This window comes from Streptomyces sp. NPDC040410, from assembly GCF_055595715.1.
Window position 1 is genome coordinate 15,293 of the sequence record NZ_JBVIVK010000020.1, and the last position, 25,423, is coordinate 40,715.

General features: G+C 70.2%; 21 protein-coding genes and 1 pseudogene. 13 read left to right on the forward strand and 9 right to left on the reverse strand.

Going from position 1 to position 25,423, the window contains the following annotated elements:
* Positions 1-18: 18 nt before the first annotated feature.
* Positions 19-132 (forward strand): annotated as a pseudogene (locus tag ACZ562_RS30720) (DNA-binding response regulator); the annotation flags it as partial.
* Here ACZ562_RS30720 and ACZ562_RS30725 read toward each other — a convergent pair.
* Positions 93-377 (reverse strand): DUF6332 family protein, encoded by a 285-nt coding sequence (locus ACZ562_RS30725; RefSeq protein ID WP_471185721.1) that lies wholly within the window; start codon positions 375-377, stop codon positions 93-95. The pseudogene ACZ562_RS30720 and the gene ACZ562_RS30725 sit on opposite strands and share 40 nt — an antisense overlap.
* Before the next feature lie 76 nt (positions 378-453).
* Positions 454-1,929, reverse strand: coding sequence for an MFS transporter (locus tag ACZ562_RS30730; RefSeq protein ID WP_471185724.1), 1,476 nt, complete (start codon positions 1,927-1,929; stop codon positions 454-456).
* A gap of 85 nt (positions 1,930-2,014) precedes the next feature.
* Between ACZ562_RS30730 and ACZ562_RS30735 the strand changes: the two genes are divergently transcribed.
* Complete coding sequence (locus ACZ562_RS30735; protein ID WP_471185726.1) at positions 2,015-2,407, forward strand: MarR family winged helix-turn-helix transcriptional regulator; 393 nt, start codon at positions 2,015-2,017, stop codon at positions 2,405-2,407.
* 27 nt (positions 2,408-2,434) lie between these two features.
* On the opposite strand, the gene ACZ562_RS30740 is transcribed toward ACZ562_RS30735, so the two are convergent.
* A complete protein-coding gene (locus tag ACZ562_RS30740) occupies positions 2,435-3,175 on the reverse strand; it encodes a maleylpyruvate isomerase family mycothiol-dependent enzyme (RefSeq protein WP_471185729.1) in 741 nt (246 codons plus the stop codon).
* Positions 3,176-3,459: 284 nt separating this feature from the next.
* Between ACZ562_RS30740 and ACZ562_RS30745 the strand changes: the two genes are divergently transcribed.
* The 3 genes from ACZ562_RS30745 to ACZ562_RS30755 all read left to right on the forward strand — a co-directional run bounded on the left by ACZ562_RS30745 (position 3,460) and on the right by ACZ562_RS30755 (position 8,034).
* Positions 3,460-4,419, forward strand: a complete 960-nt coding sequence (locus ACZ562_RS30745; protein ID WP_471185732.1) for a LysR family transcriptional regulator — start codon at positions 3,460-3,462, stop codon at positions 4,417-4,419.
* A 136-nt stretch (positions 4,420-4,555) separates the two neighbouring features.
* On the forward strand, positions 4,556-6,535 hold the full coding sequence (locus tag ACZ562_RS30750) for a collagenase (protein ID WP_471185735.1): 1,980 nt from the start codon (positions 4,556-4,558) through the stop codon (positions 6,533-6,535).
* Positions 6,536-6,609: 74 nt separating this feature from the next.
* Positions 6,610-8,034: a carboxylesterase/lipase family protein gene (locus ACZ562_RS30755; protein WP_471185736.1), complete on the forward strand. Its 1,425-nt coding sequence runs from the start codon at positions 6,610-6,612 to the stop codon at positions 8,032-8,034.
* Here ACZ562_RS30755 and ACZ562_RS30760 read toward each other — a convergent pair.
* The 4 genes from ACZ562_RS30760 to ACZ562_RS30775 form a co-directional block, all read right to left on the reverse strand.
* Positions 8,021-8,143, reverse strand: a complete 123-nt coding sequence (locus tag ACZ562_RS30760) for a hypothetical protein (RefSeq protein WP_471185739.1) — start codon at positions 8,141-8,143, stop codon at positions 8,021-8,023. The two genes, ACZ562_RS30755 and ACZ562_RS30760, sit on opposite strands and share 14 nt — an antisense overlap.
* Before the next feature lie 71 nt (positions 8,144-8,214).
* Positions 8,215-12,696: an nSTAND1 domain-containing NTPase gene (locus ACZ562_RS30765; RefSeq protein ID WP_471185743.1), complete on the reverse strand. Its 4,482-nt coding sequence runs from the start codon at positions 12,694-12,696 to the stop codon at positions 8,215-8,217.
* Complete coding sequence (locus ACZ562_RS30770; RefSeq protein ID WP_471185746.1) at positions 12,693-13,058, reverse strand: effector-associated constant component EACC1; 366 nt, start codon at positions 13,056-13,058, stop codon at positions 12,693-12,695. Before ACZ562_RS30770 ends, ACZ562_RS30765 begins: the two co-directional genes overlap by 4 nt.
* Before the next feature lie 151 nt (positions 13,059-13,209).
* Positions 13,210-14,307 (reverse strand): acyltransferase family protein, encoded by a 1,098-nt coding sequence (locus tag ACZ562_RS30775; RefSeq protein ID WP_471185748.1) that lies wholly within the window; start codon positions 14,305-14,307, stop codon positions 13,210-13,212.
* Between the two features lie 174 nt (positions 14,308-14,481).
* Between ACZ562_RS30775 and ACZ562_RS30780 the strand changes: the two genes are divergently transcribed.
* From ACZ562_RS30780 to ACZ562_RS30800, 5 genes are all read left to right on the forward strand, one after another.
* Positions 14,482-15,567, forward strand: coding sequence for an S-(hydroxymethyl)mycothiol dehydrogenase (locus ACZ562_RS30780; RefSeq protein ID WP_471185750.1), 1,086 nt, complete (start codon positions 14,482-14,484; stop codon positions 15,565-15,567).
* Positions 15,567-16,199, forward strand: coding sequence for an MBL fold metallo-hydrolase (locus ACZ562_RS30785; RefSeq protein ID WP_471185752.1), 633 nt, complete (start codon positions 15,567-15,569; stop codon positions 16,197-16,199). Before ACZ562_RS30780 ends, ACZ562_RS30785 begins: the two co-directional genes overlap by 1 nt.
* A gap of 214 nt (positions 16,200-16,413) precedes the next feature.
* The gene (locus tag ACZ562_RS30790) at positions 16,414-16,776 is read left to right on the forward strand and encodes a bifunctional 3-phenylpropionate/cinnamic acid dioxygenase ferredoxin subunit (RefSeq protein ID WP_471185754.1); all 363 of its coding nucleotides are present in this window, start codon (positions 16,414-16,416) and stop codon (positions 16,774-16,776) included.
* Complete coding sequence (locus tag ACZ562_RS30795) at positions 16,773-17,936, forward strand: NAD(P)/FAD-dependent oxidoreductase (protein ID WP_471185757.1); 1,164 nt, start codon at positions 16,773-16,775, stop codon at positions 17,934-17,936. The genes ACZ562_RS30790 and ACZ562_RS30795 overlap by 4 nt, the downstream gene beginning before the upstream one ends.
* 130 nt (positions 17,937-18,066) lie before the next feature.
* Positions 18,067-19,200, forward strand: coding sequence for an aromatic ring-hydroxylating oxygenase subunit alpha (locus ACZ562_RS30800; RefSeq protein WP_471185760.1), 1,134 nt, complete (start codon positions 18,067-18,069; stop codon positions 19,198-19,200).
* A gap of 24 nt (positions 19,201-19,224) precedes the next feature.
* Here ACZ562_RS30800 and ACZ562_RS30805 read toward each other — a convergent pair whose 3' ends face one another.
* Entirely contained in the window at positions 19,225-20,022 is a 798-nt protein-coding gene (locus ACZ562_RS30805) for an IclR family transcriptional regulator (RefSeq protein ID WP_471185763.1), read from the reverse strand.
* Between the two features lie 151 nt (positions 20,023-20,173).
* On the opposite strand from ACZ562_RS30805, the gene betA reads away from it, so the two are divergent.
* A complete protein-coding gene (gene betA / locus ACZ562_RS30810; RefSeq protein ID WP_471185766.1) occupies positions 20,174-21,844 on the forward strand; it encodes a choline dehydrogenase in 1,671 nt (556 codons plus the stop codon).
* 129 nt (positions 21,845-21,973) lie between these two features.
* Entirely contained in the window at positions 21,974-22,762 is a 789-nt protein-coding gene (locus tag ACZ562_RS30815) for a methylenetetrahydrofolate reductase (RefSeq protein WP_471185768.1), read from the forward strand.
* Between the two features lie 84 nt (positions 22,763-22,846).
* Here the strand turns inward: ACZ562_RS30815 and purU are convergent, their stop codons facing one another.
* Positions 22,847-23,728, reverse strand: a complete 882-nt coding sequence (gene purU / locus ACZ562_RS30820; RefSeq protein WP_471185771.1) for a formyltetrahydrofolate deformylase — start codon at positions 23,726-23,728, stop codon at positions 22,847-22,849.
* A gap of 217 nt (positions 23,729-23,945) precedes the next feature.
* Between purU and ACZ562_RS30825 the strand changes: the two genes are divergently transcribed.
* On the forward strand, positions 23,946-25,415 hold the full coding sequence (locus ACZ562_RS30825; RefSeq protein ID WP_471185773.1) for an aldehyde dehydrogenase family protein: 1,470 nt from the start codon (positions 23,946-23,948) through the stop codon (positions 25,413-25,415).
* Positions 25,416-25,423 lie beyond the last annotated feature (8 nt).

A 25,423-nucleotide genomic window follows, 5' to 3' on the forward strand; every position in this document is an offset into this window, starting at 1 on the left:
TGGCCGCCGGCCTTCGGCACCGCCAAGACCCACGTCAGCCGCACGATGGTGAAACTGGGTGCCCGGGACCGCGCCCAACTGGTCGTGCTGGCCTACGAGTCGGGGTTGGTGCGGCCTGGCTGGCTGGGCTGAGGGGCCCGCCGGAACCGGACCAGCACACTGACCGTTCGGGCGACGAACAGCACGGCCGCGAGAACGAGGCCCGTATGACGCAGCAAGCGGCCCACGGTGTCCGGCAGTTCGAACATCCACGCGGGACCGGCCACGGCCCCGAAGACGACCGCCGCCGCGAACGCCGCGCTGCACAGCGCGTATCCGATCTCGACGGTGATCGCGTCCCGCTCGGCCTGACCACGCCGTCCCCCGTAGTCCGTCATCCCACGAGTGTCACAGGCGTGCGCCCGGCGGGGCAAGCAGACCCCGCCGGGCGCACACTTCGGAGGCGGTGTCCCCCTAGTCGCGTACCTTGACGCGCTCCGCCTCCAGGGATGTGGACCTGGCGACCACGACGGTCCGCTGCGTACGGCGGGTGCGCAGCCCCGTGAGGGTGATCAGCAGCCCGGCGACGGCGATGCCCGTCACCACCACGAGGCCGGGCCGGTAGCTGTCGAGGACGGCCTGCGGAGTGGCGTTCCCGGGAGCGCCCGCGGTCACCACCGCCGTCACGACGGCCAGGAAGATCGCACCGCCGACCTGCACGGAGGTGTTGAGCAGACCGGAGACCATGCCCTGCTCGTGGTCCTCGACCCCGTTGGTGGCCTGGATGTTGAGCGACGGGAAGACCAGGGCGCAGGCCGCGCCGATCAGCAGCATCGACGGCAGGATCACGCTCGCGTAGACGGGATCGAGGTTCACCCGCAGGAACAGCGCGTATCCGACGGCCATGAGCGCGAAGCCCACCGCGATCAGCCGCTGGGTGCCGAAGCGGTCGACGATCGGGCCCACCTTCGTCGAGGACACCGCCACCAGCGCGCCGGCGGGCAGGAAGGCGAGCGCCGTGTGCAGCGCCGACCAGCCGAGCAGCGACTGCATGTACAGCGTGACCAGGAACTGGAAGCCGACGTACGACCCGAAGAAGGCCATCGCGCCGAGCTGGGCGCGGATCTGGCTGCCGGAGCGCACCACCCCGAGCCGGATCAGCGGTCCCGGCGAGCGCCGCTCGACCAGGACGAAGACCGTCAGGAGCACGGCGACGGCAAGGAAGGACAGCAGCGTACGGGCCGACGCCCAGCCCACTTCCGGCGCCTGGACGACGGTGAAGACGAGCAGCAGCATCGAGGCGGTGCCGATGACGGCGCCGGGGATGTCGTATCCGTTGTGGTTCTTCTCGCGTTCGCTGCGCGGCAGCAGCTTCAGACCGGCGACGAGCGCGATCAGGGCGATGGGCGCGGGCAGCAGCATGGTCAGTCGCCAGCTGGCCTCCGTGAGCAGGCCGGACAGCACCAGGCCCATCGAGAAACCGGTGGCCGCGCAGGTGGTGTAGATCGACAGCGCGCGGTTGCGCAGCGGACCCTCGGCGAAGGTCGTGGTGATGATCGACAGGCCGGCGGGCGCGGTGAAGGCCGCGCTCAGGCCCTTGATGAAACGGCTGGCGATCAGCAGCGGACCCGAGTCGACGAGCCCGCCGAGCAGCGAGGCCAGGGCGAAGACGGCGAGGGCGACCAGGAAGACCTGGCGTCGGCCGAGCAGGTCGGCGGTGCGTCCGCCGAGGAGGAGCAGACCGCCGTAGCCCAGGATGTAGCCGCTGACGATCCATTGCAGCGTCGAGGTGGACAGGCCGAGGTCGGTGCCGATGGACGGCAGTGCGACGCCGACCATCGAGACGTCGAGCGCGTCCAGGAACATCGCGGCGCAGAGCACCAGCAGGGTGCCCCACAGCCGGGGGGTCCAGCGTCCCTCGGATGCGGGGGTGGTGAGCGGAGAGGTCATGCCGAGGACGCTACATGCACATGCATCACATGCAAAGACATTTAATTCCGATGCAACAAATTCGTTTCTCTGCTACGGTGCGCGCATGGCGGCGAAGAAGGCCGAGCAGGCGCTCGTGGACCAGTGGCGGGACATTCTGGCGCTGCACGCGCGCACCCAGTGCGAACTCGACCGCGCACTGCACCAACACGGCCTGTGCGCCAGCGACTTCGAGGTGCTGGACGTTCTCGCCGAGGGGCGCTCGTCGGACGGCGCCTGCTCCTATCGTGTCCAGGAGATCTCCGACCGGGTCCACCTCAGCCAGAGCGCGCTGTCACGGCTCATCGCCCGCCTGGAGAAGGACGGCCTCGTCGAGCGCGGCATGTGCCCGGAGGACCGGCGGGGCGTACGCGTTGCGCTCACGGAGAAGGGGCGCGCGCTGCACGGCGACGTGCTGCCGGTGCAGCGCGCGGTGCTGAGCCGGATGCTGGCGGGCTGACGGTTCGTCCCGCGGGCTGCGTCCTGCTCAGCTCCAGGTCACCGCGGACTTCTCGCGCCACAGCGCGGCGACAGACGCGTCACCGGTCACGCCCGGGAAGGGCACCCGGTTCCACAGTGACAGATACAACTGCGCGGCCGGCCCGGCCAGTTCGCAGTCGGCGGCGCCCGTGCCGCCCCGGTTGGCGGTCGGCGGCTCCTGCGACAGCCGTACGGTCCACACGGCGTCGTCCGTGTCCGTGGCCCGGACCCGCAGCACCCGGGGCTCGTCGGTGCGGACCCTGCTCCCGGGACGGGCGTGGAAACCGCGCAGCAGCTCGTCGATACCGTCGGCCGCGAAGCCGGGGGCGATGTCACTCGGGGCGCCGCCCCGAGCGGATTCCGCGTCGAACCGGTGCACGGCCGTCTCGTGCGCCTGCCGCCGCGCCCAGAACGCCAGCGGCGACGGCGCGGGCAGGAAGGACCAGCACCGCACGTCCGGCGCGGCGGAACGGAGGGCGTCCACGAGGTACCGGTGTCCCTCCCGGAACCAGGCCAGCAGCTCGGCGCCGTCGAGGCCGGGCAGGCCCCCGCCGGGATGCGGGGCCGTGCGCTCCTCGGCGACGAACGAGGCCGCCCAGCGATGCACCATCCCGGTGTGCCGCAGCAGGTCCCGCACCTGCCAGTCCGGGCAGGTCGGCACCTTGGCGTCGGTCCCGGCCGCCTCGGCCGCCCCGGCCATCGACCGGCCCTCCCGGTCCAGGATCTCAATGAACTCAGCAGTTTCCATGGGACTGAGTCTGCCTGATGGAGTGCGGTCAGAGAGGACCGTAGGCATGGAGTGGATCTCCGGAAAGGCAGAACGACATGAGTACAGCCACCGTGGTGGGCGCCGGCCCCGACATCGACGTCAGGATCCGCTCCCACCGTCGGGTGAGCTTCTGCCGAATCGCCGACACCGGCCGTGCCGGCGGGTTCCCGTCCGGATGTTCTTGGCGCACCTGCGCCTTGCGCGTGCGCCGGCGCGATGGAACGCTTCCTGTCCGCCGGGCGGACGGATGGGGGCGTGGACGGATGGAGCTGGAGCTTCGGCATCTGCGCGTGCTGTGCGCGATCGCCGATGCGGGGAGCGTGGGCCGGGCCGCGTCGGACCTCGGGTACTCACAGCCGGCCATGAGCACCCAACTCCGGCGGATCGAGCGCTACTTCGGCGACTCGCTGTTCGAGCGCGATGCGAGCGGTGTGACGCTGACACGGTACGGCATCGAGGTCGTCGCCCAGGCGCGCGACGTCCTGGCCCGTGCGGCCGCGATCGGGTACCGTCCGGCCGTCGAAGCCGCGCGAACCCCTCGGACCCTGCGCGTGGCGGCGACCAACTCCCCGGTGCTGTCGGGCATGGTCTCCCGGGTCCGCGCCCGGCTGCCGGATGTCCCGCTCGCCGTGAGCAGCGTGTACGCCTCCTCGCGGATCGTCGAACTCCTGGAGGAGGGCGCGGTGGACGCGGCCGTCGCCGCGGACTACCCCGGAATGGAGCTGAGGCATTCGGACGCCGTGACGCACCGCGGGATCGTCACCGAGCCCACGTTCGTGGCCCTGCCGTCCCGTCATCGCCTCAGCCACCGCACTCAGGTCTCGCTCGGCGATCTGGCCGAAGACGCCTGGTTCGTGACACCGGACGACGGAGCAGGATGGCCGGGGGTCTTCTACACCGCCTGTGAGGCGGCGGGCTTCTCCCCGGTTGCGGTGCACGAATTCCTCGGTGACCAGCTGCAGTTGCAGAGCATGATCGCCGACGGCCTGGGTGTGTCCGTCGTCCAGGCGACACTGCGACCGATCCCGGATGTGGTGATCAGGCCGCTGGTCGGTACGCCGCTGTGGTGCCGTTACGTGCTTGCCTGGCGACGCGACACGGTCGCCGGCGACGTGGTGGAGACGATGTTCCGGTCCGCCACCGCCGCGTACCGCCAACTCATCCGGAAGTCACCGCACTTGAGGACCTGGGCCACGCGCACGTGGAGCGTGACCGGGGCGTAGGACGGGCCCGGATGTTATGGCTCGCCGATGCCATGTGCTATGTCACACGCCATTGTTGGGGCGGTTCGGTGTTGAGACGGTGCCTCACACGCCTCAACACCCGTATCGAGGCGCATCCATCCGTGGAGGAGTCCAGATGCGCTACCGCTCCGCGCTGCCCGGACGCGTGGCCGGCGCCCTCGCCGTCTGCGTCACCCTCGCCGGCCTGCTGTCGACACCGGCGCTCGCGGCACCCCCGGCTCAGCACGGCACCACCCCCGTGGCCGGGTCCCCGAAGGCGACGCCACCCCCGCCGCCGACCGGCTCGACCGTGGGCGCCGCCGACCGTCCCGCCGTACAGGACCGGCCGCTCACCGCGGCCCAGTTGCCTCCCCTCGCGCCATCCCGGCCCCGACCGGGCACGGGAACCGGAACGCCGGCCACACCGAAGGCGGCCTCGTGCAGCCCGGCCGACTTCGCCGGCAGGACCGGAGCCGCTCTCGTCGCGTTCGTCAAAGCCTCGACCACGGGCTGCGTCAACACGCTGTTCGCAGTCGCCGGTACCGACGCCCGCGGCATCTTCCGGCAGTCCCGGATGGTCACCGTGGCGACGGCCTTCACCAGAGAGGCACAGCGCTACCGAGGCGACAACTCGTCCGGCGTGTGGCAGCTCGTCCTGTTCCTGCGGGCCGGCTACTACGTGCAGTTCAACAACCCGGCCGACGTCGGCCCCTACGGCGCGCCCCTGACCCGGGCCACCACACGCGCTCTGGACGCCTTCTTCGCCAACCGGCACTCCCGGGACGTCACCGCGGGGAACGGTGATGTCCTGGGAGAGGTCGTCATCCTCACCGACAGCGCCGACCAGCAGGCCCGCCATCTCAAGATCTACAAGCGGATGCTCAACGGCTACGAGAGCTCCTACGACCCCATCGACAGCATGATCGCGGCCGTCAACAACGTCTACACCCCGCTCTGGCGCGGCAACTGGAACCCCGACTACGTCAAGGCGGTCGCCGCCGACCCCGGTCTCGTCCGGACCCTGCACACGTTCGCGCTCAAGCATCTGGACCTGCTCGGGACCGACCGCGCCTACCTGGACTCCAACGCCGGGATGAACCTCGCCCGCTACATCGAACACCCGGCGCTGCGGGCCACGGTCCGGCCACTGGCCAAGGACCTGCTGAACGCATCGAAGATCACCGGCCCCACGGCAGGGCTGTGGGTCGCGGTGGCGACGCAGGCCGATCACCACGACCGCCCCAACTGCTCGTACTACGACGTCTGCGACCTGCCCGGCCGGCTGACCGGTGCGGCTCTGCCGATCACCCGCGCCTGCGACACGGCCCACACCGTCCGGGCCCAGGCGCTCGACTCCGCCGACCTCGACGCCGTGTGCGCCAACGTGCTGGGACAGGGCCCGTACTTCCACAACCTCGTCAAGGACGACGGCTCCATACCGGGCCAGTACCTGTCGGCCGTCCAACTCGTCGTCTTCGCCAGCCGCGCGGACTACCGGACCTACGCCGGAGCGATCTTCGGCGTCAGCACGGACAACGGCGGCATCACCCTCATAGGAGACCCGTCCGACCCCGCCAACCGACCGTTGGCCCTCATGTACCAGAAGAACGCCGACGACGGCTTCACGGCCCGGATCTGGAACCTCAACCACGAGTACACGCACTTCCTCGACGCCCGGTACGACATGAAGGGCGACTTCACCCAGCAGACGTCGGTGCCGGACGTCTGGTGGATCGAGGGCCTGGCCGAATACGTCTCCTACGGCTACCGCGGCATCACCGACGAGCAGGCGGTCGCGGAGGCCGGCAAGCACACCTACCGGCTCAGCACGCTGTTCCAGAACACCTACGCCAACAGCGACGTGACCCGCACGTACCCCTGGGGCTATCTCGCGGTCCGCTACATGTTCGAGGAACACCCGGCGGACATCCACCGCATGCTCGCCCGCTTCCGCGTCGGCGACTACCCGGGCGGACACGCCGTCTACAACTCCGGCATCGGCACCCGCTACGACGCCGATTTCGACCAGTGGCTCACGGAGTGCGCCGCCGGCGCGTGCTCCGTGTCCGGCCGGGCCGGAGCCCGCACGGCGGCGGCGCGGGCCCTCAACCCGTAGCGGATGCGCCGCCGCCCAGGAGAGCGGTTCCTCAGGGGTACGCTGCCAGTGCGTGCTGTGAAGGGAGGGGCCGGATGGATCCGGTTGCGGTGACCACCGGTGGAACGGTCAGAGGGGTCTCCCAGGACGGGAACGCACGTTTTCTGGGCATCCCCTTCGCCGCCCCTCCAGAGGGTCCGCTGAGGTTCCGGCCGCCGGTGCCCGCGCCCGGCTGGGACGGAGTCAGGGACGCGGTCGCGTTCGGTGCCGCTCCACCGCAGCTGGCGCCGGCGCCCGGGGCGCCGACGAGGTGGCAGCCCGGCGACGGGCTGGACTGCCTGACCGTGAACGTGTGGACCCCCGACCCGGGCACGGCCGGGCTGCCGGTCATGGTGTGGATCTACGGCGGCCTGTGGAAGCACGGCGCGTCGAGCATGCCGCAGTACGACGCCACCGCCCTGGCCGGCTCCGGAGTGGTGGTGGTGACCTTCAACTACCGCGTCGGGTTCGAGGGGTTCGGGCACCTGCCCGGGGTCGCGGACAACCGCGGGCTGCGTGACCAGATCGCCGCCCTTCAATGGGTCCGGGAGAACATCGCCGCTTTCGGCGGCGACCCCGCCAACGTGACGGTCTTCGGCCAGTCCGCCGGTGCCGCCTCCATCGCTCTGCTCACCGCCGCGCCGGCCGCGCGCGGCCTGTTCCGGCGCGCGATCGCCCAGAGCATCCCCTCCGGCATCCGCACTGCGGCCGAGGCGGAGGCCGTCACCGCGACGATCGCGGAAGCCGCCGGCGTTGCGGCGACCTGGGACGCGATCGCCGCGCTGCCGCCCGAGGCTCTCCTGGCCATCCAGGACGCGCCTCTGCGCGATGGCGACGGGTTCACGGCGTTCGCTCCCGTCATCGACGGCGACCTCGTGATCGGGCCGGTATGGGAGGCGCTCGCGGCGGGTGCAGGCCGGGACGTGGACCTGATCTGCGGGTTCACCCACGAGGAATACCGGGGCCAGGGCCCGCTGCCCCCACGGGGAGTCGACCTGGCGATCGTCGCCGAAGCCGTCGGGCTGGAGAAGGAGTCAGCCGACGTCTACCGCCGGAACCATCCCGGCCTCAGCGACGCCGACCTGTTCTCGGCGATGCTGTCCGACGCGCTCATCCGGATGCCGACCACCTGGGTCGCCGAGGCGCACGCACGCGCGGGCGGCCCGACCTGGCTCTACGACTTCACCTGGCGCGGCCCCACCCTGGGCGCCGCCCACGGCATCGACATCCCGTTCGTCTTCGACACCGCCACGACCCGCCCGGCCGCCCGGTTCCTGGGCTCGCCGCCACCCGCCGACTTCGCCGACCTGTCCCGGCGCGTCCGCACGGCCTGGACGTCCTTCGCAGCCACCGGCGACCCGGGCTGGCCACGCTTCACACCCGACCACCCCACCACCCGGATCTGGGACACACCGCCCACCGACGCCCCCTACCCACTGGAAGACTCCAGGCGCATCTGGGAGCACGTCACACCCAGGTAGCCGTTCGGCCGGAGGCGCGGAAGCGCGCGCCGAGCTGGTCCTCCCGGCCCTCGCGGTACGACCGCATGATCTGTCCGCGCTCGCCGTGGCAGAGGTCCGGGGCGAGCATGTGCCGCGACTCCTGCACGGCGAGCCGATGTGCCGATCAGGGAAGTGGTGCTCGGTGGTTCGCCGACCCCATCAGCGGCAGGGGGGATCGAAGCCGAGTTGGGGAATGTAGCGCTTCCAGTCGGATTCGAGCAGCCCCTCCGAGCCGGTGAGGCGGCACACGTCCTCGGAGGCACGGTCGATGCTGGTCTCCCAGAGGCGGGCGGTGTCGTCACTGGAACCGCTCACCAGGAGGGAACCGGCCCCGAACGCCACCGAGTTGACCGCGTTGCCGTGTTGCTGGAGCTGGCCGACGAGTTCGGGCGAGTCGTGGTCACTGATGTCCCACAGCCACACCGAGCGGTCGTAGCCGCCTGCGGCGAGCCGACGGCCGTCCCGGCTGAAGGACAGCGAGTTGACGTTCTCGACAGGACCGGACAGTTCCGCGGCGAGCCTCGGCTTCTTCCGGTCGTGTACGTCCCAGAGGAGAACCGAGTGGTTGTTCTTCCCGTTGGTGGCTCCGCCGGCGGCGATGTAGTTGCCGTCCGGGCTGTAGGCGATCTGGCTGAAGCTGGCCAGCTGCCCGGTGTTGGTGGGCATGGACTTGGGCAGTTCGGGGCCGAGCCTCTTCGGGTGGCGTGGGTCGCTCACGTCGAGCAGATAGACGCCCACCACCGATCCGACCGCGATCGTGTGCCCGGTGCGGTCGAACGCGACCCTCTTCACCTCGAAGAACCGGTCGTTGAACACCGTGGGCTTGATCGGCGCATAGAGCTCGGGGTTCTTCGGGTCGCTGACGTCGGCGAGGTACACCCCGCCGTCGTTCGAGGCCATCGCCAGCAGGTCCCCTGTGGGTGAGAAGGCGACGGAGGTGGGCTGGTTCTGCATCCCGGGCCTGAGAAAACCCTGCTTGACCGGGTGGCGGGGATCACTGACGTCCCAGAGCTGGAACGTCCATCCGCCTCCCCCGACAGCGAGAAGCGGACGGCGTGGCGAGAACGCCACGAGCGAGGCGCGGCCTACGTGCCCCGCCTTGCCCAGGTAGGTGGCGTGATGGCTGTCCGACACGTGCCACAAGGTCGCATCGTCGTCACCCCCCACTGCGAGGGTGTGCCCGTCGTTCGCGAACGCCACCGACATGATCTCCGCGTTCGCGGTGGTGACGACGGGCCCCGGGAGATCCCACAGCTGCACCCGTCCCGTGCTGTTGACTGTCAGGAGGCCGCCGCGCGAGGAGAAGGCGACCCCGTAGACGTTCGTCGGCTGGGGAAGCCTGCTCAGCGGATGCCCGTCCTCGGCGTCCCAGGTCCGAATGGTGCCGTCGCTGCCACCGCTCGCGACGGTGCCCCCGTCGGGTGAGAAGGCCAGCGCGGCCACGGTGTTGACGTGGCCGACGAGCTGTCGTCCCTGGAGCCGGGGACGGTTCAGGTCCTTCAGTGACCACAGCACTATCGGTCCCGCCTGCGACCCCAGCGCCATCGTGCGCCCGTCCCGGGAGACAGCGAGGGAACCAAGTCCGCCCGGCGGCCCGGAGACCAGCTTCCGGGGACGCTGCGCGTGCTGCGCGCCGCCGGGCCACAGCCAGGCGCCGCGGTCGTCGGCCGCGACGAGCTCACCGTGCGGCAGAAACGTGTGCGCGGTGAACGAGCCCGGATCGCCGTCCGGTCCTGTCAGCGGATACGCGTGCCCGGTGTCGCGCAGGTCCCACACCCAGGGCACCCCGTCGTCGATGTGGGTGGCCACGAGCCACCGCTTGTCGGGCGAGATGCTGACGTCGGAGAATCCCTTGCTGAGGGAAGCGACGCCGCCCAGCCGGACACCCTTGAACGTCCCCGAACGTGCGGTGCCGATGTTCCACAGCCAGACGTCGCCCTGTGCCTGCCCGGCGGCGATCAGCGTGCCGTCCTCGCTGAAGGCCAGCCCGCGCAGAGCGCCGTACGGCCCCTCCAGGTACACGGGCAGGCGGGTGGGCCGCGCCGGACGCGAGACGTCCCACAGCTGGACTCCCGGCACCCGCAGCGGTCCCCGGGTGGCACTGTACGTCTCCACCAGTCCGATGGCGGACAGTGGCTGACGCCGTGCCGTGGCGACCACTCTGGTGACCGCGGCCGGTGTGTCCAGAACCGCCGAGCCGGGTGACGCCACGGTGCTGAGCAGGCTTCCTCTCGTGGTGGAGTTGTCGTCGATGCGCAGGGACGCCAGCGCCATCTCCATGGAGGTCGGGATGTCTCTGTCCTTGAGCGTCAGTGCACCGGCGGCGGCCTGTTTGGAGATCGCGGTCTGCCGTTCGAAGTACAGGTAGCCGGCCGCCACCCCTGCCGCGACGGCCAGGAGCGCGACAGCCACGACCAGTCCCCGCCGGAAGTGCTTGAGCCGTCGCCGGGACTGGCGTTCCTGCGACTGCTGCGCCCTCCCGGCCGCGAGGAACGCCGTGACCAGGTCGGGTATCTGCGAGGCGAACCGCGGAGTCCGGGCCAGTTCCGCCGCCTCCTGCAGCCGCGAACCCCGGTACAGAAGGGCGGCGTTGCGGCCGTCCTCGTGCCATTCGGCGGCCGCCTCGACGACCCGCTGACGGAGGTAGAGCATGGCGCGGTCCTGGTCGAGCCACGAGCGGAACAGCGGCCAGCGGCGGAGGACGGCCTCGTGGGTGAGGGTCGCGCTGTCGCGGTCCAGGGTGATCAGGCGGGCGCTCGCCAGGCGCTCGGCCACTTCGCGGACATGGCGCTGCGGGAAGCGCAGCAGGTCGTGGGCGGGGTCGTCGAGACGGATCCGGCGCCGGGTGTCGTCGGCGTTCCTGCCCAGCTGGACCATGCTCAGCAGGATGGCCTTGGCGATCTTCTGGCCGTCGGGGATGCCGTTCAGCCCTTTGTGGTAGACCGCGTCGGCCGTCTTCGCGACCGCCTGCCAGACACCACCGGTGCGCTCGTAGGCGCCGAGCGTCAGCCGCCGTCCCTCTCTTCCCTTGTACGTTTCGAGCAGCGCGTGGGACAGCAGCGGCAGCACGCCGGACGCCTCGTGGCCGGGAGCCGACGACAGGTTCGAGTCGGTGTCGTCGGCTTCCGACCGAACGGTGTTACCGGTGTGGATGTCGGTGAGCAGCCTGTCGACGAGTTCCGGAGCCACGTCCAGTCCCACTTGCCTCGCGGGCCCCAGGACGGCGGTACGGATCGCGTCGTTGCCCATCGGCGGGACGAGGACGTTCCGGCTCTGGAGCGCTTCGCACAGCTCGGGATGCGAGGCACGGCCGATGAAGTCGGCGCGCAGGACGAGGACCACGACGACACGGTCACTCTGCGCCATGGCGTGGAGCGACGACAGGAACGCGGCGGTGTCGTCCCGGTGGCGGGCGAGCGTGAACATCTCCTCGCTCTGGTCCACGATCAGTGTCAGCCCGTCGGCTGTCGAGTTCGGCGTGCCCAGAACGTCGCGCAGCAGCGAACGCGCGGAGGTGGGCCGGGAGCGCAGCCGCCGCTCCACCTCGTGCGGCGTCAGGCCCGACGCGTCGGCGAGGACCGTCGCCAGAGAGTTCAGAGGCCGCGGACCGGGAGTGAGCGAGCGATGCAGCCAGACACCCTCCATCGCGTGCTCGAGCGCCGGCACCAGACCGGCGTGCACGAGCGAGGACTTTCCCGCTCCCGAGGCGCCCACTACGGTCACCATGCCCCGGCGCTCCCGCAGACCGCGGACGGTGGCGACGAGCAGGTCGACGACTTCGCCGCGGCCGAAGAACAGGCCCGCGTCCCCCGGGCCGAACGATTCCAGGCCGAGATACGGGCAGTACTCGACCGTCTCGTCGGGCGGCTCCACGCCCTGCGGAACGACCGTCGGTCTGCTGCGGTTCTCGGCGAGGACGATGTCCCCCGCGGTACCGGACGAGAACTGGGCAGGCGGTGGATACCCCGCGTCGGGCAGGATGCTCCCGAGCCGCTGGCAGCTGTCCCTGACGGTGATGTGGCGGCCCAGCCGCGGGTCCCCGATGGTCAGCAGCTTCACCAGGGCGTTGGTGAAGGCGGTGCCGCGACCGTCGGGAGCGATGGCCGCGGGGACGTCGCCCACCGCAGCCAGGACGTAGCAGCCGTGGGGGAGGGACGAGGAGAACGGCTCGTACCGTAAGCTCCGCAGGTTCTTGCGGGAGCGCCCGGAGAAGCAGCAGTCCAGGAAGACGGCCGTGCCGGGGGGACCCGTCCGCTCCAGCGCCCGGCTCAGCATCCGGAACGACCAGCCGTGTTCTTCCGGTGCCGTGTGCGCCGCGTCGTCCGTCAGCATGTGGAGCTCTCCGCGCGCTCCCGCCTGGCCGTGGCCGATGTAGAACAGCAGGAGGGAGTCCCCGGCCGCCCGAGCCGTGGCCGCGATCTCGCTCAGCCGGGCGTTCGCCTCCGCCGCGCTGGGGCCGAGGAGGATCTCCAGCCGGTCCTCTGGCACACCGCACCGTTCCAGCAGAGTCACTTCCAGCGACCTCGCGGCGTAGCGGATGGCCGTCTCGTCGGTGCGGTCTGTTCCTGCCCCGTCGGGTGCGCCGGTACCGGCGATCACGACCGCCCTCAGCGTCCTGGCCGTCGTGAGCGGACCGCTCATGAGGGGGTGTCGGACGGGGCGGAGCGAAGGAATTCGTTGATGATCCGTTCGTCGTGGTCCGCTGAACGACTCCTTGCGCCCAGACGGATGGAAGTCCCGTCCGCCTTGGTCACCTTGATCGTGAGGCTGTCATTGCGTGTGCGCAGCCAGGTGGTCAGCACGCGCGCTGCCGCGGCCGTCACTCCACCGGTCGACACCAGCGTCAGCAGCAGTGTCCCCAATTGCCCGCCGAGCGTGCCGGGCTGGCGTTCACCGGGCGAATGGGTCACCAGGCCCGCGAGTTCCTCCTCATCGGTGAGATGATCCAGAAGCGAGAAGAGCTCCTCGTGGTCCGCCCCGTCACCGGCAAGGCTGATGGTCACGCCTGTAGTCACTGTTCCCCCTCACGCGCCCACAGGGTGCTGTCGTCGCACTCGTCAGGCGCGACGCTTGGGTCAAGTAACGTAGCAAGGACCTCTTGCCCGTGGGTGGAGAACGCCGCATTCCAGGAACGGCCGGCGGGCAGGGCATGTGTCACGCCGCCGGCCTGGCGTCCCGTCTAAACGCCCACTCCGTCCGCGGCTCCACCGCGAAGCGGAAGACGCGTCGTACGGGCGGGGTGCACAGTGCGGTCACGACCGCGGTGGCGACGACGGTGACGGTGATCTCGCCGAGCGGTTCGTGGACCCAGGCGGGGTCGTACCAGCCCCAGAAGCCGGCGCCCTGGGCGACGAAGCCGTGAAGCAGGTAGCCGTACAGGGTGCCCGCGCCCAGCGCGGTGAACCACATGCGTCGCCGGGGCACCCACGCGAGGAAGCAGGCGACGAGGAGAAGTGAGCAGCCGAAGAGGACCAGCGTCATCACGGGTCCGTACCAGTCGGGCGCGCCGAGTTCCCGCGCGCTGTCGCGGTGGTAGAACCAGGCGGTGCTCATCCGGGGAACCGCCCAGTAGGCCAGGCCCAGCGCGCAGGCCAGCACCGGCACCGCCAGGACGCGCACCGCCGGGCGGCGGACCAGGTCGAAGTGGGCGGGTTTCAGGCACAGGCCCAGCACGAAGTAGGGCAGGAACTGCAGGGTGCGCTGGAGGTCGAGGTCGTCGCCGATGGACGGGGCCAGGGAGGCCAGCATCGCGACAGCGAGTGCGAGCGGCAACGGCCGACGCACGTTCGTCCAGATCGGGGTGGTCAGCCGCCAGATGAACAGCGCCGCCAGGAACCACGTCAGGTACAGGGGCTCCAGGAGGCTGACCGGGCGGCCGGGAGCCTGGTCGGTCCACCGGGTGTAGAGGGTGTACGCCGTTTCGAAGACGACGTACGGGACGACGAGTCCGGTCAGCAGCCGCTTGATCCGTTCCGGGCGGGCGTCGAAACCGCGTGAGAAGTAGCCGGAGACGACGATGAACGCCGGCATGTGGAAGGCGTAGACGAACAGGTAGAGCGCGGAGACGGCCCTGCTGCCGTCCCGCAACTGTTCCCATGCGTGTCCCGTCGCCACCAGCACGATGGCCAGGTACTTGGCATTGTCGAAGAACGCGTCGCGCCGCACCGCCGCTGCCTGGGTGCCAGGCGGGGAATCCGTGGAGTCGGGTGCCGGTCTGGCCGGAGTGACGGCCGCGGGGTAGCTGTGAGACATCCTGCGCGCCTCACCGCATCCGGGCGACGTAAACCTGTGCCCGCCGGGCGCCTCACTCTGTGCGTCGAACCTTGACCCCTGGACGGCCCTCCACGATGCTGTGTTGCGGCACGTGAGATACGTGCCGTAATGAGCAACATCAGACTCAGTTCTCGTACCAGCCGAGGAGTGGCCATGACGCACCAGGTCCGTGCTGTCGTCGCGCGGGGGAAGGGCGCCCCCGTCAGCCTGGAGACGATCATCGTGCCCGACCCCGGCCCGGGGGAGGCGCTGGTGAAGGTCGAGGCCTGCGGGGTCTGTCACACCGATCTGCACTATCGCGAGGGCGGGATCAACGACGACTTTCCCTTCCTGCTGGGACATGAGGCCGCGGGTGTCGTGGAGTCGGTGGGGGAGGGCGTCACCGACGTCGCCCCGGGTGACTTCGTCATCCTGAACTGGCGTGCCGTGTGCGGGCAGTGCCGGGCCTGTCTGCGCGGACGGCCTTGGTACTGCTTCAGCACCCACAACGCGAAGCAGAAGATGACCTTGCTCGACGGCACCGAGCTGTCTCCGGCGCTGGGCATCGGCGCGTTCGCGGAGAAGACGCTGGTGGCGGCGGGCCAGTGCACAAAGGTCGACCGGGCCGCGTCGGCGGCCGCCGCCGGGCTGCTGGGCTGCGGCGTGATGGCGGGCATCGGTGCGGCGATCAACACCGGCAGCGTCGGACGCGGGGACAGCGTGGCGGTCATCGGCTGCGGCGGCGTCGGGGACGCGGCGGTCGTCGGGGCGAATCTGGCAGGCGCGGCGAAGATCATCGCGGTGGACATCGACGACCGCAAGCTGGCCACCGCCCGGAAGCTGGGGGCGACCCACACCGTCAACTCCAAGGACACCGACCCGGTCGAGGCGATCCGCGAGCTGACCGGCGGATTCGGCGCCGACGTCGTCATCGAGGCGGTGGGCCGCCCGGAGACGTACAAGCAGGCGTTCTACGCCCGCGACCTGGCCGGAACGGTCGTCCTGGTCGGCGTACCGACCCCGGAGATGAAGCTCGAACTGCCGCTGCTCGACGTCTTCGGCCGGGGCGGCGCGCTGAAGTCCTCCTGGTACGGCGACTGCCTGCCCTCCCGGGACTTCCCGATGCTCATCGACCTCTATCTGCAGGGCCGGCTGGACCTGGACGCCTTCGTGACCGAGACCATCGCCCTGGACGAGGTCGAGAAGGCCTTCGAGCGGATGCACGGCGGCGATGTGCTGCGCTCGGTGGTGGTGCTGTGATGGCCGGTGCCCGCATCGACCACCTCGTGACCTCCGGGACCTTCTCGCTGGACGGCGGCACCTGGGACGTCGACAACAACGTGTGGATCATCGGCGACGACACCGAGGCCGTCGTCGTCGACGCCGCACACGACGCCGAGGCGATCGCCGAGGCCCTGGGCGGCCGCATCCTGCGGGCCATCGTGTGCACCCACGCCCACAACGACCACATCGACGCCGCGCCCGACCTGGCGGCGCGCACCGGCGCCCCGATCCTGCTGCACGGCGACGACCTGCCGCTGTGGAAACAGACGCATCCCGAGAGGGCGCCCGACGGCGAACTGGCCGACGGCCAGGTCCTGACCGTGGCGGGCGTCGAGCTGACCGTGCTGCACACGCCCGGCCACGCCCCCGGCGCTGTCTGCCTGTACGTGCCGGCCCTGGCGGCCCTCTTCAGCGGTGACACGCTCTTCGCGGGCGGGCCGGGGGCGACGGGGAGGTCGTACAGCGACTTCCCGACCATCGTCGACTCCGTCCGGGGCCGGCTGCTGACTCTGCCGGGCGATACCGTCGTGCACACCGGGCACGGGGAGGCGACCACCATCGGCGCCGAGGCCCCGCACCTTCAGGAGTGGATCGACCGCGGTTTCTGACCTCCACCGATCCCTACGCGCCCGCCCTTCGGCTCGCGGCCCCCGCGAGCCGAAGTGGCGGGTTGCTGTTTTTTAATGCGAAGCGAGTTTTGCATGATGCAACGCCGCCCCGCCGCTCAGCCCGCCCTCTGGATGCCTTGACAAGGGTTTGTGGCCGCCCGCAGACTGATGTTGCGCTTACCGCAATCCGTTTCGCTATACGCACCGAGGTGTCATGATGATTCCCGCGTGCCGCCTCGCGGATCTCCCGCGAGGCGAGGCCTTCCGGCTCGACACCGATCCGCCGGTCTCGGTGTTCCACACCGACGACGGCGAGGTCTTCGCCGTCGACGACACCTGCACCCACCAGGACGCCTCGCTCGCCGACGGCTGGCTGGAGGGCTGCGAGGTGGAATGCCCGCTGCATGCTTCGAAGTTCGACCTGAGGACGGGCGCCGTCGACGCCCCGCCGGCCAAGCTCCCGGTCCGGACGCACGAGGTCCTCGTCGAGGACGGCATGATCTATGTCCGCGTGTCCACGGAAGCCCCCAACCTGCCGCCCTGCGTCGCATCCCGGCTCGCCGGTGGTCCCGCGTGAGGACCGTTGCCGTGGTCGGCGCCTCGCTGGCCGGGCTGTCGGCGGCGCGCTCACTGCGGAAGCAGGGGTACGGCGGGCGGCTGGTCGTCATCGGTGACGAGCCGCACCGCCCGTACGACAGGCCGCCCCTGTCCAAGGAGTTCCTGGCCGGAACCATCGGCGAAGCGGATCTCGCGCTGGAGACGGACGACGAGGACCTGAGGGCGGAGTGGCTGCTCGGTGTCCGCGCCACCGGACTGGACGGCTCGGCCCGCACCGTACTGCTCGCCGACGGACGGGAGGTCCGGGCCGACGGCATCGTCATCGCGACCGGTGCCGCCGCGCGCACCCTGGCCGGTTCCGAGGGCCTGGCCGGAGTGCACGTCCTGCGCACCCTGGACGACGCCCGCGCCCTGCGCGACGAACTGGCCCGGGGTGGACGGCTGGTCGTGATCGGCGGCGGGTTCATCGGTGCCGAGGTCGCCTCCACCGCCTGCGCCCTCGGGCTCGACGTGACGGTGGTCGAGGTGGCCCCGACGCCGCTCGCCGGACCGCTCGGCGAGACGATGGGCGGCATCGTCTCCGCTCTCCACGCGGACCACGGCGTGCGGCTGTTGTGCGGCGTGGGCGTCAAGGGGCTGAGCGGGGAGAAGAGAGTCGACGCCGTCCTGCTCGAGGACGGCCGCAGCATCCCCGCCGACATCGTCGTGGTGGGTGTGGGCGCACGCCCGTGCGTCGAGTGGCTGGAAGGATCCGGCGTCGCGCTCGACAACGGCGTCAAGTGCGGCGCGGACGGCCGCACCAGCGTGGCCGGCGTGGTCGCGGTCGGTGACTGCGCCTCCTGGTACGACCCCCGTGCGGGCGCCCACCGCCGCGTCGAACACTGGACCGGTGCGCGTGAACGCCCCGATGCGGCCGTCGCCGCGCTGCTGGCCTGGGGTGCGGTGGAACCGGGCGTGCCCCGGCCGCCGTACTTCTGGTCGGACCAGTACGGCGTGAAGATCCAGTTCGCCGGTCACGCGGCCGGCGCCGACAGCGTGACGATCGAGGAAGGCGCCCCGGACGACCGCAACGTCCTGGCCGTCTACCGGCGTGCCGGCCGTCCGGTCGCCGTGCTCGGGATGAACCAGCCGCGGCTGTTCACCCGCTGGCGCAAGCAGCTCGCCGTCGCGACGTCTTGACACCGCCCAAACGGCATCCCATGCTGCGGTTGCACATAGCGCGCAGCGTTGCTTCATACACAACGCCGTCCGGAGTCGCTCTTCCCGGCGCGTGAATGACCCCTCCACGACGTTCCCCGAGGAGTGCACCGTGACCTCGACCAGCCTGCCGGACAGCCTGATCGCCACCCTCCCCGGCTCCTCCTACACGGATCCGGGGATCTTCACCCAGGAACAGGAGCGCATATTCGAGACCATGTGGTTCTGCGTCGCGCGCGCCTGCGAACTGGCCAAGCCCGGCGCCTTCCGTACAGTCGACGTGGGCCGCGAGAGCATCCTCGTCACCCGTGCCCGGGACAACTCGATCCGCGCCTACTTCAACGTCTGCCGGCACCGCGGCGCCAAGATCTGCACAGAGGAGACCGGCGAGGTCAAGCGGGCGTTCCAGTGCCCGTACCACGCCTGGACGTACGACCTGAACGGCAAGCTCGTCGCCGCGCCCAACCTCACCAAGATGCCCGACGTCGGCCGCACCGAGTACGGCCTGGTGAGCGTGGCCGTCCGGGAATGGCTCGGCTACGTCTGGGTCTGCCTCGCGGAGAACCCGCCCTCCTTCGAGGAGGACGTCGTCGGCGAGATCGTCGGCCGCCTCGGCGACGTCGAGTCGATCGAGCACTACGACATCGACAACCTCTCGGTCGGCAAGCGCATCGTCTACGACGTCAGGGCGAACTGGAAGCTCATCATCGAGAACTTCATGGAGTGCTACCACTGCGCCACGATCCACCCCGAACTCACCGAGGTGCTCCCCGAGTTCGCCGACGGCTACGCCGCCCAGTACTACGTCGGCCACGGCGCCGAGTTCGGCGAGGAGGTCCAGGGCTTCACCGTCGACGGCTCCGCGGGCCTGGACCGCATCCCCGGGGTCGCCGAGGACCAGGACCGCCGCTACTACGCGATCACCGTCAAGCCCCAGGTCTTCATCAACCTCGTCCCCGACCATGTGATCTTCCACCGGATGTACCCGGTGGCCGTCGACCGCACGATCGTCGAGTGCGACTGGCTCTACCTCCCCCACGTCGTCGACGGCGGCAAGGACGTCAGCCGGTCCGTGGAGCTCTTCGACCGGGTCAACCGCCAGGACTTCGAGGCCTGCGAGCGTACGCAGCCCGGGATGAGCTCCCGGATGTACGCCAAGGGCGGGGTCCTGGTGCCCAGCGAGCACCACATCGGTGCCTTCCACGACTGGGTGCACGAGCGCCTGGGCACCCGGCAGCCGCGGTAGCGGCGGGTCGTTCGCGGGGCCCGCTCAGCCCAGGTAGCCCATCCGGTGGCTGATCTCCTCCGCGCCCTTGAGCAGCACCGGAGCGAGCTCGTGCAGGCGGTCCTCGGTGAACCGGTACGAGGGCCCGGAGGCGCTGAGCGCCGCTACGACCTCTCCGTCCCGGTTGCGGATCGGTGCGGCCATGGCGTGCAGACCGACCTCCAGCTCCTCCAGGGTGTAGGCGTAGCCGCGCTCCCTGGCCTCGGCGAGGTTCTTCTCGAGCTTCGCCCGCGCGGTGATGGTGTGCGGGGTGACCTTCTTCAGGCCGGCCTCGGACAGCACCGCGGTGCGCTCCTCGGCGGGCAGATGCGCCAGCAGGATCTTGCCGCTCGACGTGGCGTGCAGGGGGGTCAGCTGGCCCACCCAGTTGTGCGCGGTCACCGCTCCCGGGCCGCGTACCTGGTAGAGGTTGATCGCGTAGTGCTCCTGCATCACGGCGATGTTGACGGTCTCGCCGATGTCCTCGGCGAGGCGCTCGCAGACGGGGCGGCCCTGCTGGGTGATGTCGATGCGTCCCGTGACGGCGCCGGCCAGGCGTACGATGCCGAAGCCGAGGCGGTACTTGCCGCGCTCGCCCGCCTGCTCCACCAGACCGCGCGCCTCCAGGGCGCCGAGCAGGCGGAACGCGGTGGACTTGTGAACATCGATCTCCGCGGCCACTTCGCTGACTCCCGCCTCGCCGCGCTGGGCCAGGATCTCCAGGACGCTGATGGCGCGGTCGACCGACTGAACTCCGCCGGACTGCGGGTTTGACGTTTCGGTATCTGGACTGTAGTTGCTCACAGCGAAACTATACGCGCAGTAAACAACACCATGGCAAGTAACAGAGTCGAAACCGCGAGAGTGCAAGTTGCGTTCAACGCAACCTAGTGCGTATAGCGCTACTCGTATTAGCATGCCTCGCGTATCTACGGCGCGAGCGAGACGAGGCACCATGGCTCCCCTGCAATACGACTTCGTCATCGTCGGCGGCGGATCGGCCGGCAGTGCACTGGCGAACAGGCTCTCCGCGGACCCGGCGAACCGGGTGCTGGTACTGGAGGCCGGCCGGTCCGACTACCCGTGGGATGTCTTCATCCACATGCCCGCGGCGCTGACCTATCCGATCGGCAGCCGGTTCTACGACTGGAAGTACGAGTCCGAGCCCGAGCCCCACATGGGCGGCAGGCGCATCTACCACGCCCGCGGCAAGGTGCTGGGCGGCTCCAGCAGCATCAACGGCATGATCTTCCAGCGCGGCAACCCCATGGACTACGAACGCTGGGCGGCCGACCCCGGGATGGAGACCTGGGACTACGCGCACTGTCTGCCGTACTTCCGGCGCATGGAGAACTGTCTCGCGGCCGATCCGGACGACGAGTTCCGCGGCCACGACGGCCCCCTCGTCCTCGAACGCGGCCCCGCCACCAACCCGCTCTTCACCGCCTTCCTCAAGGCCACCCAGGAGGCGGGCCACGCGCCCACCGACGACGTCAACGGCTACCGTCAGGAGGGTTTCGCGAAGTTCGACCGGAATATCCACCGTGGGCGCCGCCTGTCGGCCTCGAAGGCGTACCTCAAGCCCGCCAGGAAGCGGCCCAACCTGACGGTCACGACCCGCGCCCTCGTCACACGCGTCCTCTTCGAGGGCAAGCGGGCCGTGGGCGTCGAGTACCGGCGTGGCCGGGGAGTGCTCCAGCAGGTCCGCGCCAAGGAGGTCATCCTGTGCGGCGGCGCGATCAACTCCCCGCAACTGCTGCAGCTCTCCGGCGTCGGCAACGCCGAGGAACTGAGCGCGCTCGGCATCGACGTCGTCCACGACCTGCCGGGCGTCGGCGAGAACATGCAGGACCACCTGGAGGTCTACGTCCAGTACGCCTGCAAGAAGCCGGTCTCCATGCAGCCGTACATGGCGAAGTGGCGCGCCCCCTTCATCGGACTGCAGTGGCTCTTCCGCAAGGGCCCGGCCGCCACCAACCATTTCGAGGCCGGCGGCTTCGCCCGGAGCAACGAGGACGTGGAGTACCCCAACCTGATGTTCCACTTCCTGCCCATCGCGGTCCGCTACGACGGCTCCTCGCCGGCCGGCGGCCACGGCTACCAGGTGCACGTCGGGCCGATGTACTCCGATGCCGTCGGCTCGGTGAAGATCAAGAGCAGGGATCCGCGCGAGCAGCCGGCCCTGCGCTTCAACTACCTCTCCACCGACCAGGACCGCCGTGAATGGGTCGAGGCGATCCGCGTGGCCCGTCAGCTGCTGACCCAGCCCGCGATGGCCCCGTACAACGACGGGGAGATCTCGCCCGGGCCGAAGGTGGAGACGGACGAGGAGATCCTGGCCTGGGTCGCCAAGGAGGGCGAGACCGCCCTGCACCCGTCCTGCACCTGCAAGATGGGCACCGACGAGATGTCCGTCGTCGACCCGGCGAGCATGCGCGTGCACGGCCTGGAAGGCCTGCGCGTCGTGGACGCCTCCGTGATGCCGTACGTCACCAACGGCAACATCTACGCGCCGGTGATGATGATCGCCGAGAAGGCGGCCGACCTGATCCTGGGCAAGGAGCCGCTGCCCGCGTCCAAGGCGGCGTACTACCGCCACCGCGACGCCCAGAAGCAGGCGGGGTAGACGTTGGGCGCCGCGGGACGAGGGCCTGTCTTCCGGATCAGGCCGGCTTCACAGGACAGGGCCGTTCAGCGCGGCCGAGCGGGGTCTGGACAGGCCCTGCGGGCGCTGCTGCACAGCGTCCGCTACGAGGTGCTGCCCGCGAAGGCGACCGAGGACAAGGTCCTCGCCCATGTCCCGCGCGACGTCGTCGTCACCGTGACGGCGTCGCCGGTCAAGGGTCTGGAGCCCACCCTCGACCTCACCACCCGGCTCGCGGCGCACGGCCACCGCGTCGTCCCGCATGTGCCCGCGCGGCTGCTGCGGGACGACGCGCACCTGAAGGAGGTCGTCGAGCGGCTGAGCGAGGCGGGCGTGGACGACGTCTTCGTCCCGGCCGGCGACGCCGACCCGCCGGCCGGGGCCTACGACGGGGCGCTACCGGTGCTGCGCAGGCTGAGCGAGCTGGGCAGGCCCTTCGCTCATGTCGGCGTCACCGGGTACCCCGAGAGTCATCCGCTGATCCATGACGACGTCACCATCCAGTCGATGTGGGACAAGCGCGAGCACGCCACGTACATCGTGAGCAACCTCTGCTTCGACTCGCGCGTGCTGGGGGACTGGATCGCCCGGATACGCCGCCGGGACGTGACTCTGCCCGTCCACGTGGGCGTCGCGGGGCCCGTGCAGCGGGCGAAGCTGCTGTCGATGGCGGCGAAGATCGGCGTGGGTGAGTCGACGCGGTTCCTGACGAAGCACGCGTCGTGGTTCGTGCGGTTCGCGGCGCCGGGCGGCTATTCGCCGGAGCGGCTGCTGGCACGCACCGAGCGGGCCCTCACCGCGCCTTCGGCGGGGGTGGCCGGCCTCCACCTGTTCACGTTCAACCAGATCGCCGAGACGGAACGCTGGCGCCGCGCCGCGCTGCAACGGCTGGAGGGCTGAGCGGTGGCGCAGGTGCGCGGTGGGCCTCGTCCTCGAACGCCGGACGGGCTGGATCCGCCCGTCCGGCGCTCGGCCCGTCTCCCCTCAGCGGAAGACCACCGTACGGTCGCCGTCCACCATCACCCTGCTCTCGCTGTGCCACTTCACGGCGTGCGCGAGCACCTGTGCCTCCACGTCCCGTCCGACCGTGACCAGCTCGCCGGGGTCGAGCGAGTGGTCCACCCTGACCACGTCCTGCTCGATGATCTGCCCCTCGTCCAGGTCCGGTGTCACATAGTGCGCCGTCGCGCCGACGAGCTTCACCCCGCGGTCGTAGGCCTGCTCGTACGGGCGCGCGCCCTTGAAGCTGGGCAGGAAGGAGTGGTGGATGTTGATGGCGCGGCCCTCGAACTGCTTGCAGAGGTCGTCGGAGAGGATCTGCATGTAGCGCGCCAGCACCACCAGGTCGATGTCCAGCTCGTGCACCAGCTCCAGCAGCCGTGCCTCGGCCTCGGCCTTGGTGTCCCTGGTCACCGGGATGTGGTGGAAGGGGATGCCGTAGGTGTCGGCCAGTCCCTCGAAGTCCCGGTGGTTGGAGACGATCGCCGGGATCTCGATGTTGAGCGCGCCGGTGCGCCGGCGGAACAGCAGATCGTTCAGGCAGTGGCCGAACCTGGACACCATGATGAGCGTCCGCGTCGGGGTGGACGCGTCCCTCAGGGTCCAGGAGATGCGATAGGCCTCGGCGACGGGACCGAACCGGTGACGCAGACATTCCAGATCCGCGTCCGGATCAGAAACGTCGAAGTGGACCCGCATGAAGAAGCGGCCCTGGAGCCGGTCGTCGAACTGCTGGCTCTCCAGGATGTTGCCGGAGTTCCGGACGAGAAAGCCGCTCACCGCGTGGACCAGTCCGGCGCTGTCGGGACACGAGAGAGTGAGGACGTACTCACGGCCAGGTTGCGGTCGAGGGGACTTAGGGGACACGTCGGCCTCCGTCGGTGCGTATTGCACAACTCAGTGAGCGATGCGCAACATGGTCTGCCCCCATGGGGCCCTCGGTCAAGAGAGAAGGGCCACTGGGCCTCTTGCTGAATCGTCATCCGTCAACCCCTTGACGTATGTCTGCACATTCGCCAAGGTGTTCCACCACAAGCAATTGGATGCACGATGCGCAACGCATTTCGGCTGAAGGGCTTGGCGCGTGGCAGACCTGTATGTGGACGGAGAGTGGCGGGAGCCGGAGGCCGGAGGCCGCCGGGAAATCCGCTGTCCCGCTGACGGCACGCTCGCAGCGACCGTATCGGAGGGGACGCGTCCCGACACCGAGGCGGCGATCGCCGCGGCCCGCCGCGCCTTCGACGGGGGCCCCTGGCCGCGCACCCCCGAGCGGGAGCGCGGCGCGCTGCTCCTGCGCACCGCCGACCTCATCGAGCGCGACGCCAAGGAGTTCGCCCGCGCCGAATCGCTCGACACCGGCAAGCGGCTGGTGGAGAGCGAGTACGACATCGCCGACGTCGTCTCCTGCCTCCGATACTACGGAGGGCTAGGCGGCACCGACGCCGGCCGGGTGATCGACACCGGCCGCGACGACGCCGTGAGCCGCGTCGTGTACGAACCGATCGGCGTGTGCGGACTGATCACCCCCTGGAACTACCCGCTGCTCCAGGCGTCCTGGAAGATCGCGCCCGCCCTCCTCGCGGGCAACACGATCGTCCTCAAGCCCAGCGAGCTCACCCCCTCCACCTCGATCCTGCTGATGAAGGCACTGGAGGAGGCCGGTCTCCCGGCCGGCGCCGCCAATCTGGTGCTGGGTACCGGGCCCGAAGTGGGCGCACCCCTCTCCGAGGACCCCGCCGTCGACATGGTCTCCTTCACCGGAGGCGTCGAGACCGGCAGGCGCATCATGGCCACCGCCGCGGGGACCGTGAAGAAGGTGGCGCTGGAGCTCGGCGGCAAGAATCCCAATGTCGTCTTCGCCGACGCCGACTTCGAGACGGCCGTGGACTTCGCCCTCACGGCCGTCTTCCTGCACTCGGGACAGGTCTGCTCGGCCGGCGCCCGCCTGATCGTCGAGGACTCGCTGCACGACCGCTTCGTCGACGAGGTCGTCCGGCGCGCCCGGCAGATCCGACTCGGCGGCCCCTTCGACCCCGAGGCGGAGACCGGCGCGCTGATCTCCGCCCGGCACCGGGAGAAGGTCGAGGCGTATGTCGCGGCCGGCCTCGCCGAGGGCGCGGTACTGCGCTGCGGCGGTGAAAGGCCCGACGGCCCCGCGCTCGCGAACGGCCACTACTACCCGCCCACGGTGCTCGACGAGTGCCGGCAGGACATGAGCGTGGTGCACGAGGAGTCCTTCGGCCCCGTCCTCACCGTGGAGCGCTTCACCGGAGAGGACGACGCCGTACGCATCGCCAACGACACCGAGTACGGACTCGCCGGCGCCGTCTGGACCCAGGACGCCGGAAAGGCCCAGCGGGTCGCCCGGCGGCTGCGCCACGGCACGGTGTGGATCAACGACTACCACCCCTATGTGCCCCAAGCGGAATGGGGTGGCTTCGGGCACTCGGGCGTGGGCCGGGAGCTGGGACCCACCGGCCTGGACGAGTACCGAGAGCCCAAGCACATCTGGCAGAACATCCAACCCCGGCCGCAGCACTGGTTCCGCGGCTGAACGCCGAA

What these genes read in the sequence shown, in the direction of transcription:
- ACZ562_RS30725 (WP_471185721.1), bottom strand. Translation starts at nt 377, where the DNA reads ATGACGGACTACGGGGGACGGCGTGGTCAGGCCGAGCGGGACGCGATC.
- ACZ562_RS30730 (WP_471185724.1), bottom strand. Translation starts at nt 1,929, where the DNA reads ATGACCTCTCCGCTCACCACCCCCGCATCCGAGGGACGCTGGACCCCC.
- ACZ562_RS30735 (WP_471185726.1), top strand. Translation starts at nt 2,015, where the DNA reads ATGGCGGCGAAGAAGGCCGAGCAGGCGCTCGTGGACCAGTGGCGGGAC.
- ACZ562_RS30740 (WP_471185729.1), bottom strand. Translation starts at nt 3,175, where the DNA reads ATGGAAACTGCTGAGTTCATTGAGATCCTGGACCGGGAGGGCCGGTCG.
- ACZ562_RS30745 (WP_471185732.1), top strand. Translation starts at nt 3,460, where the DNA reads ATGGAGCTGGAGCTTCGGCATCTGCGCGTGCTGTGCGCGATCGCCGAT.
- ACZ562_RS30750 (WP_471185735.1), top strand. Translation starts at nt 4,556, where the DNA reads ATGCGCTACCGCTCCGCGCTGCCCGGACGCGTGGCCGGCGCCCTCGCC.
- ACZ562_RS30755 (WP_471185736.1), top strand. Translation starts at nt 6,610, where the DNA reads ATGGATCCGGTTGCGGTGACCACCGGTGGAACGGTCAGAGGGGTCTCC.
- ACZ562_RS30760 (WP_471185739.1), bottom strand. Translation starts at nt 8,143, where the DNA reads ATGCTCGCCCCGGACCTCTGCCACGGCGAGCGCGGACAGATCATGCGG.
- ACZ562_RS30765 (WP_471185743.1), bottom strand. Translation starts at nt 12,696, where the DNA reads ATGAGCGGTCCGCTCACGACGGCCAGGACGCTGAGGGCGGTCGTGATC.
- ACZ562_RS30775 (WP_471185748.1), bottom strand. Translation starts at nt 14,307, where the DNA reads ATGTCTCACAGCTACCCCGCGGCCGTCACTCCGGCCAGACCGGCACCC.
- ACZ562_RS30780 (WP_471185750.1), top strand. Translation starts at nt 14,482, where the DNA reads ATGACGCACCAGGTCCGTGCTGTCGTCGCGCGGGGGAAGGGCGCCCCC.
- ACZ562_RS30785 (WP_471185752.1), top strand. Translation starts at nt 15,567, where the DNA reads ATGGCCGGTGCCCGCATCGACCACCTCGTGACCTCCGGGACCTTCTCG.
- ACZ562_RS30790 (WP_471185754.1), top strand. Translation starts at nt 16,414, where the DNA reads ATGATGATTCCCGCGTGCCGCCTCGCGGATCTCCCGCGAGGCGAGGCC.
- betA (WP_471185766.1), top strand. Translation starts at nt 20,174, where the DNA reads ATGGCTCCCCTGCAATACGACTTCGTCATCGTCGGCGGCGGATCGGCC.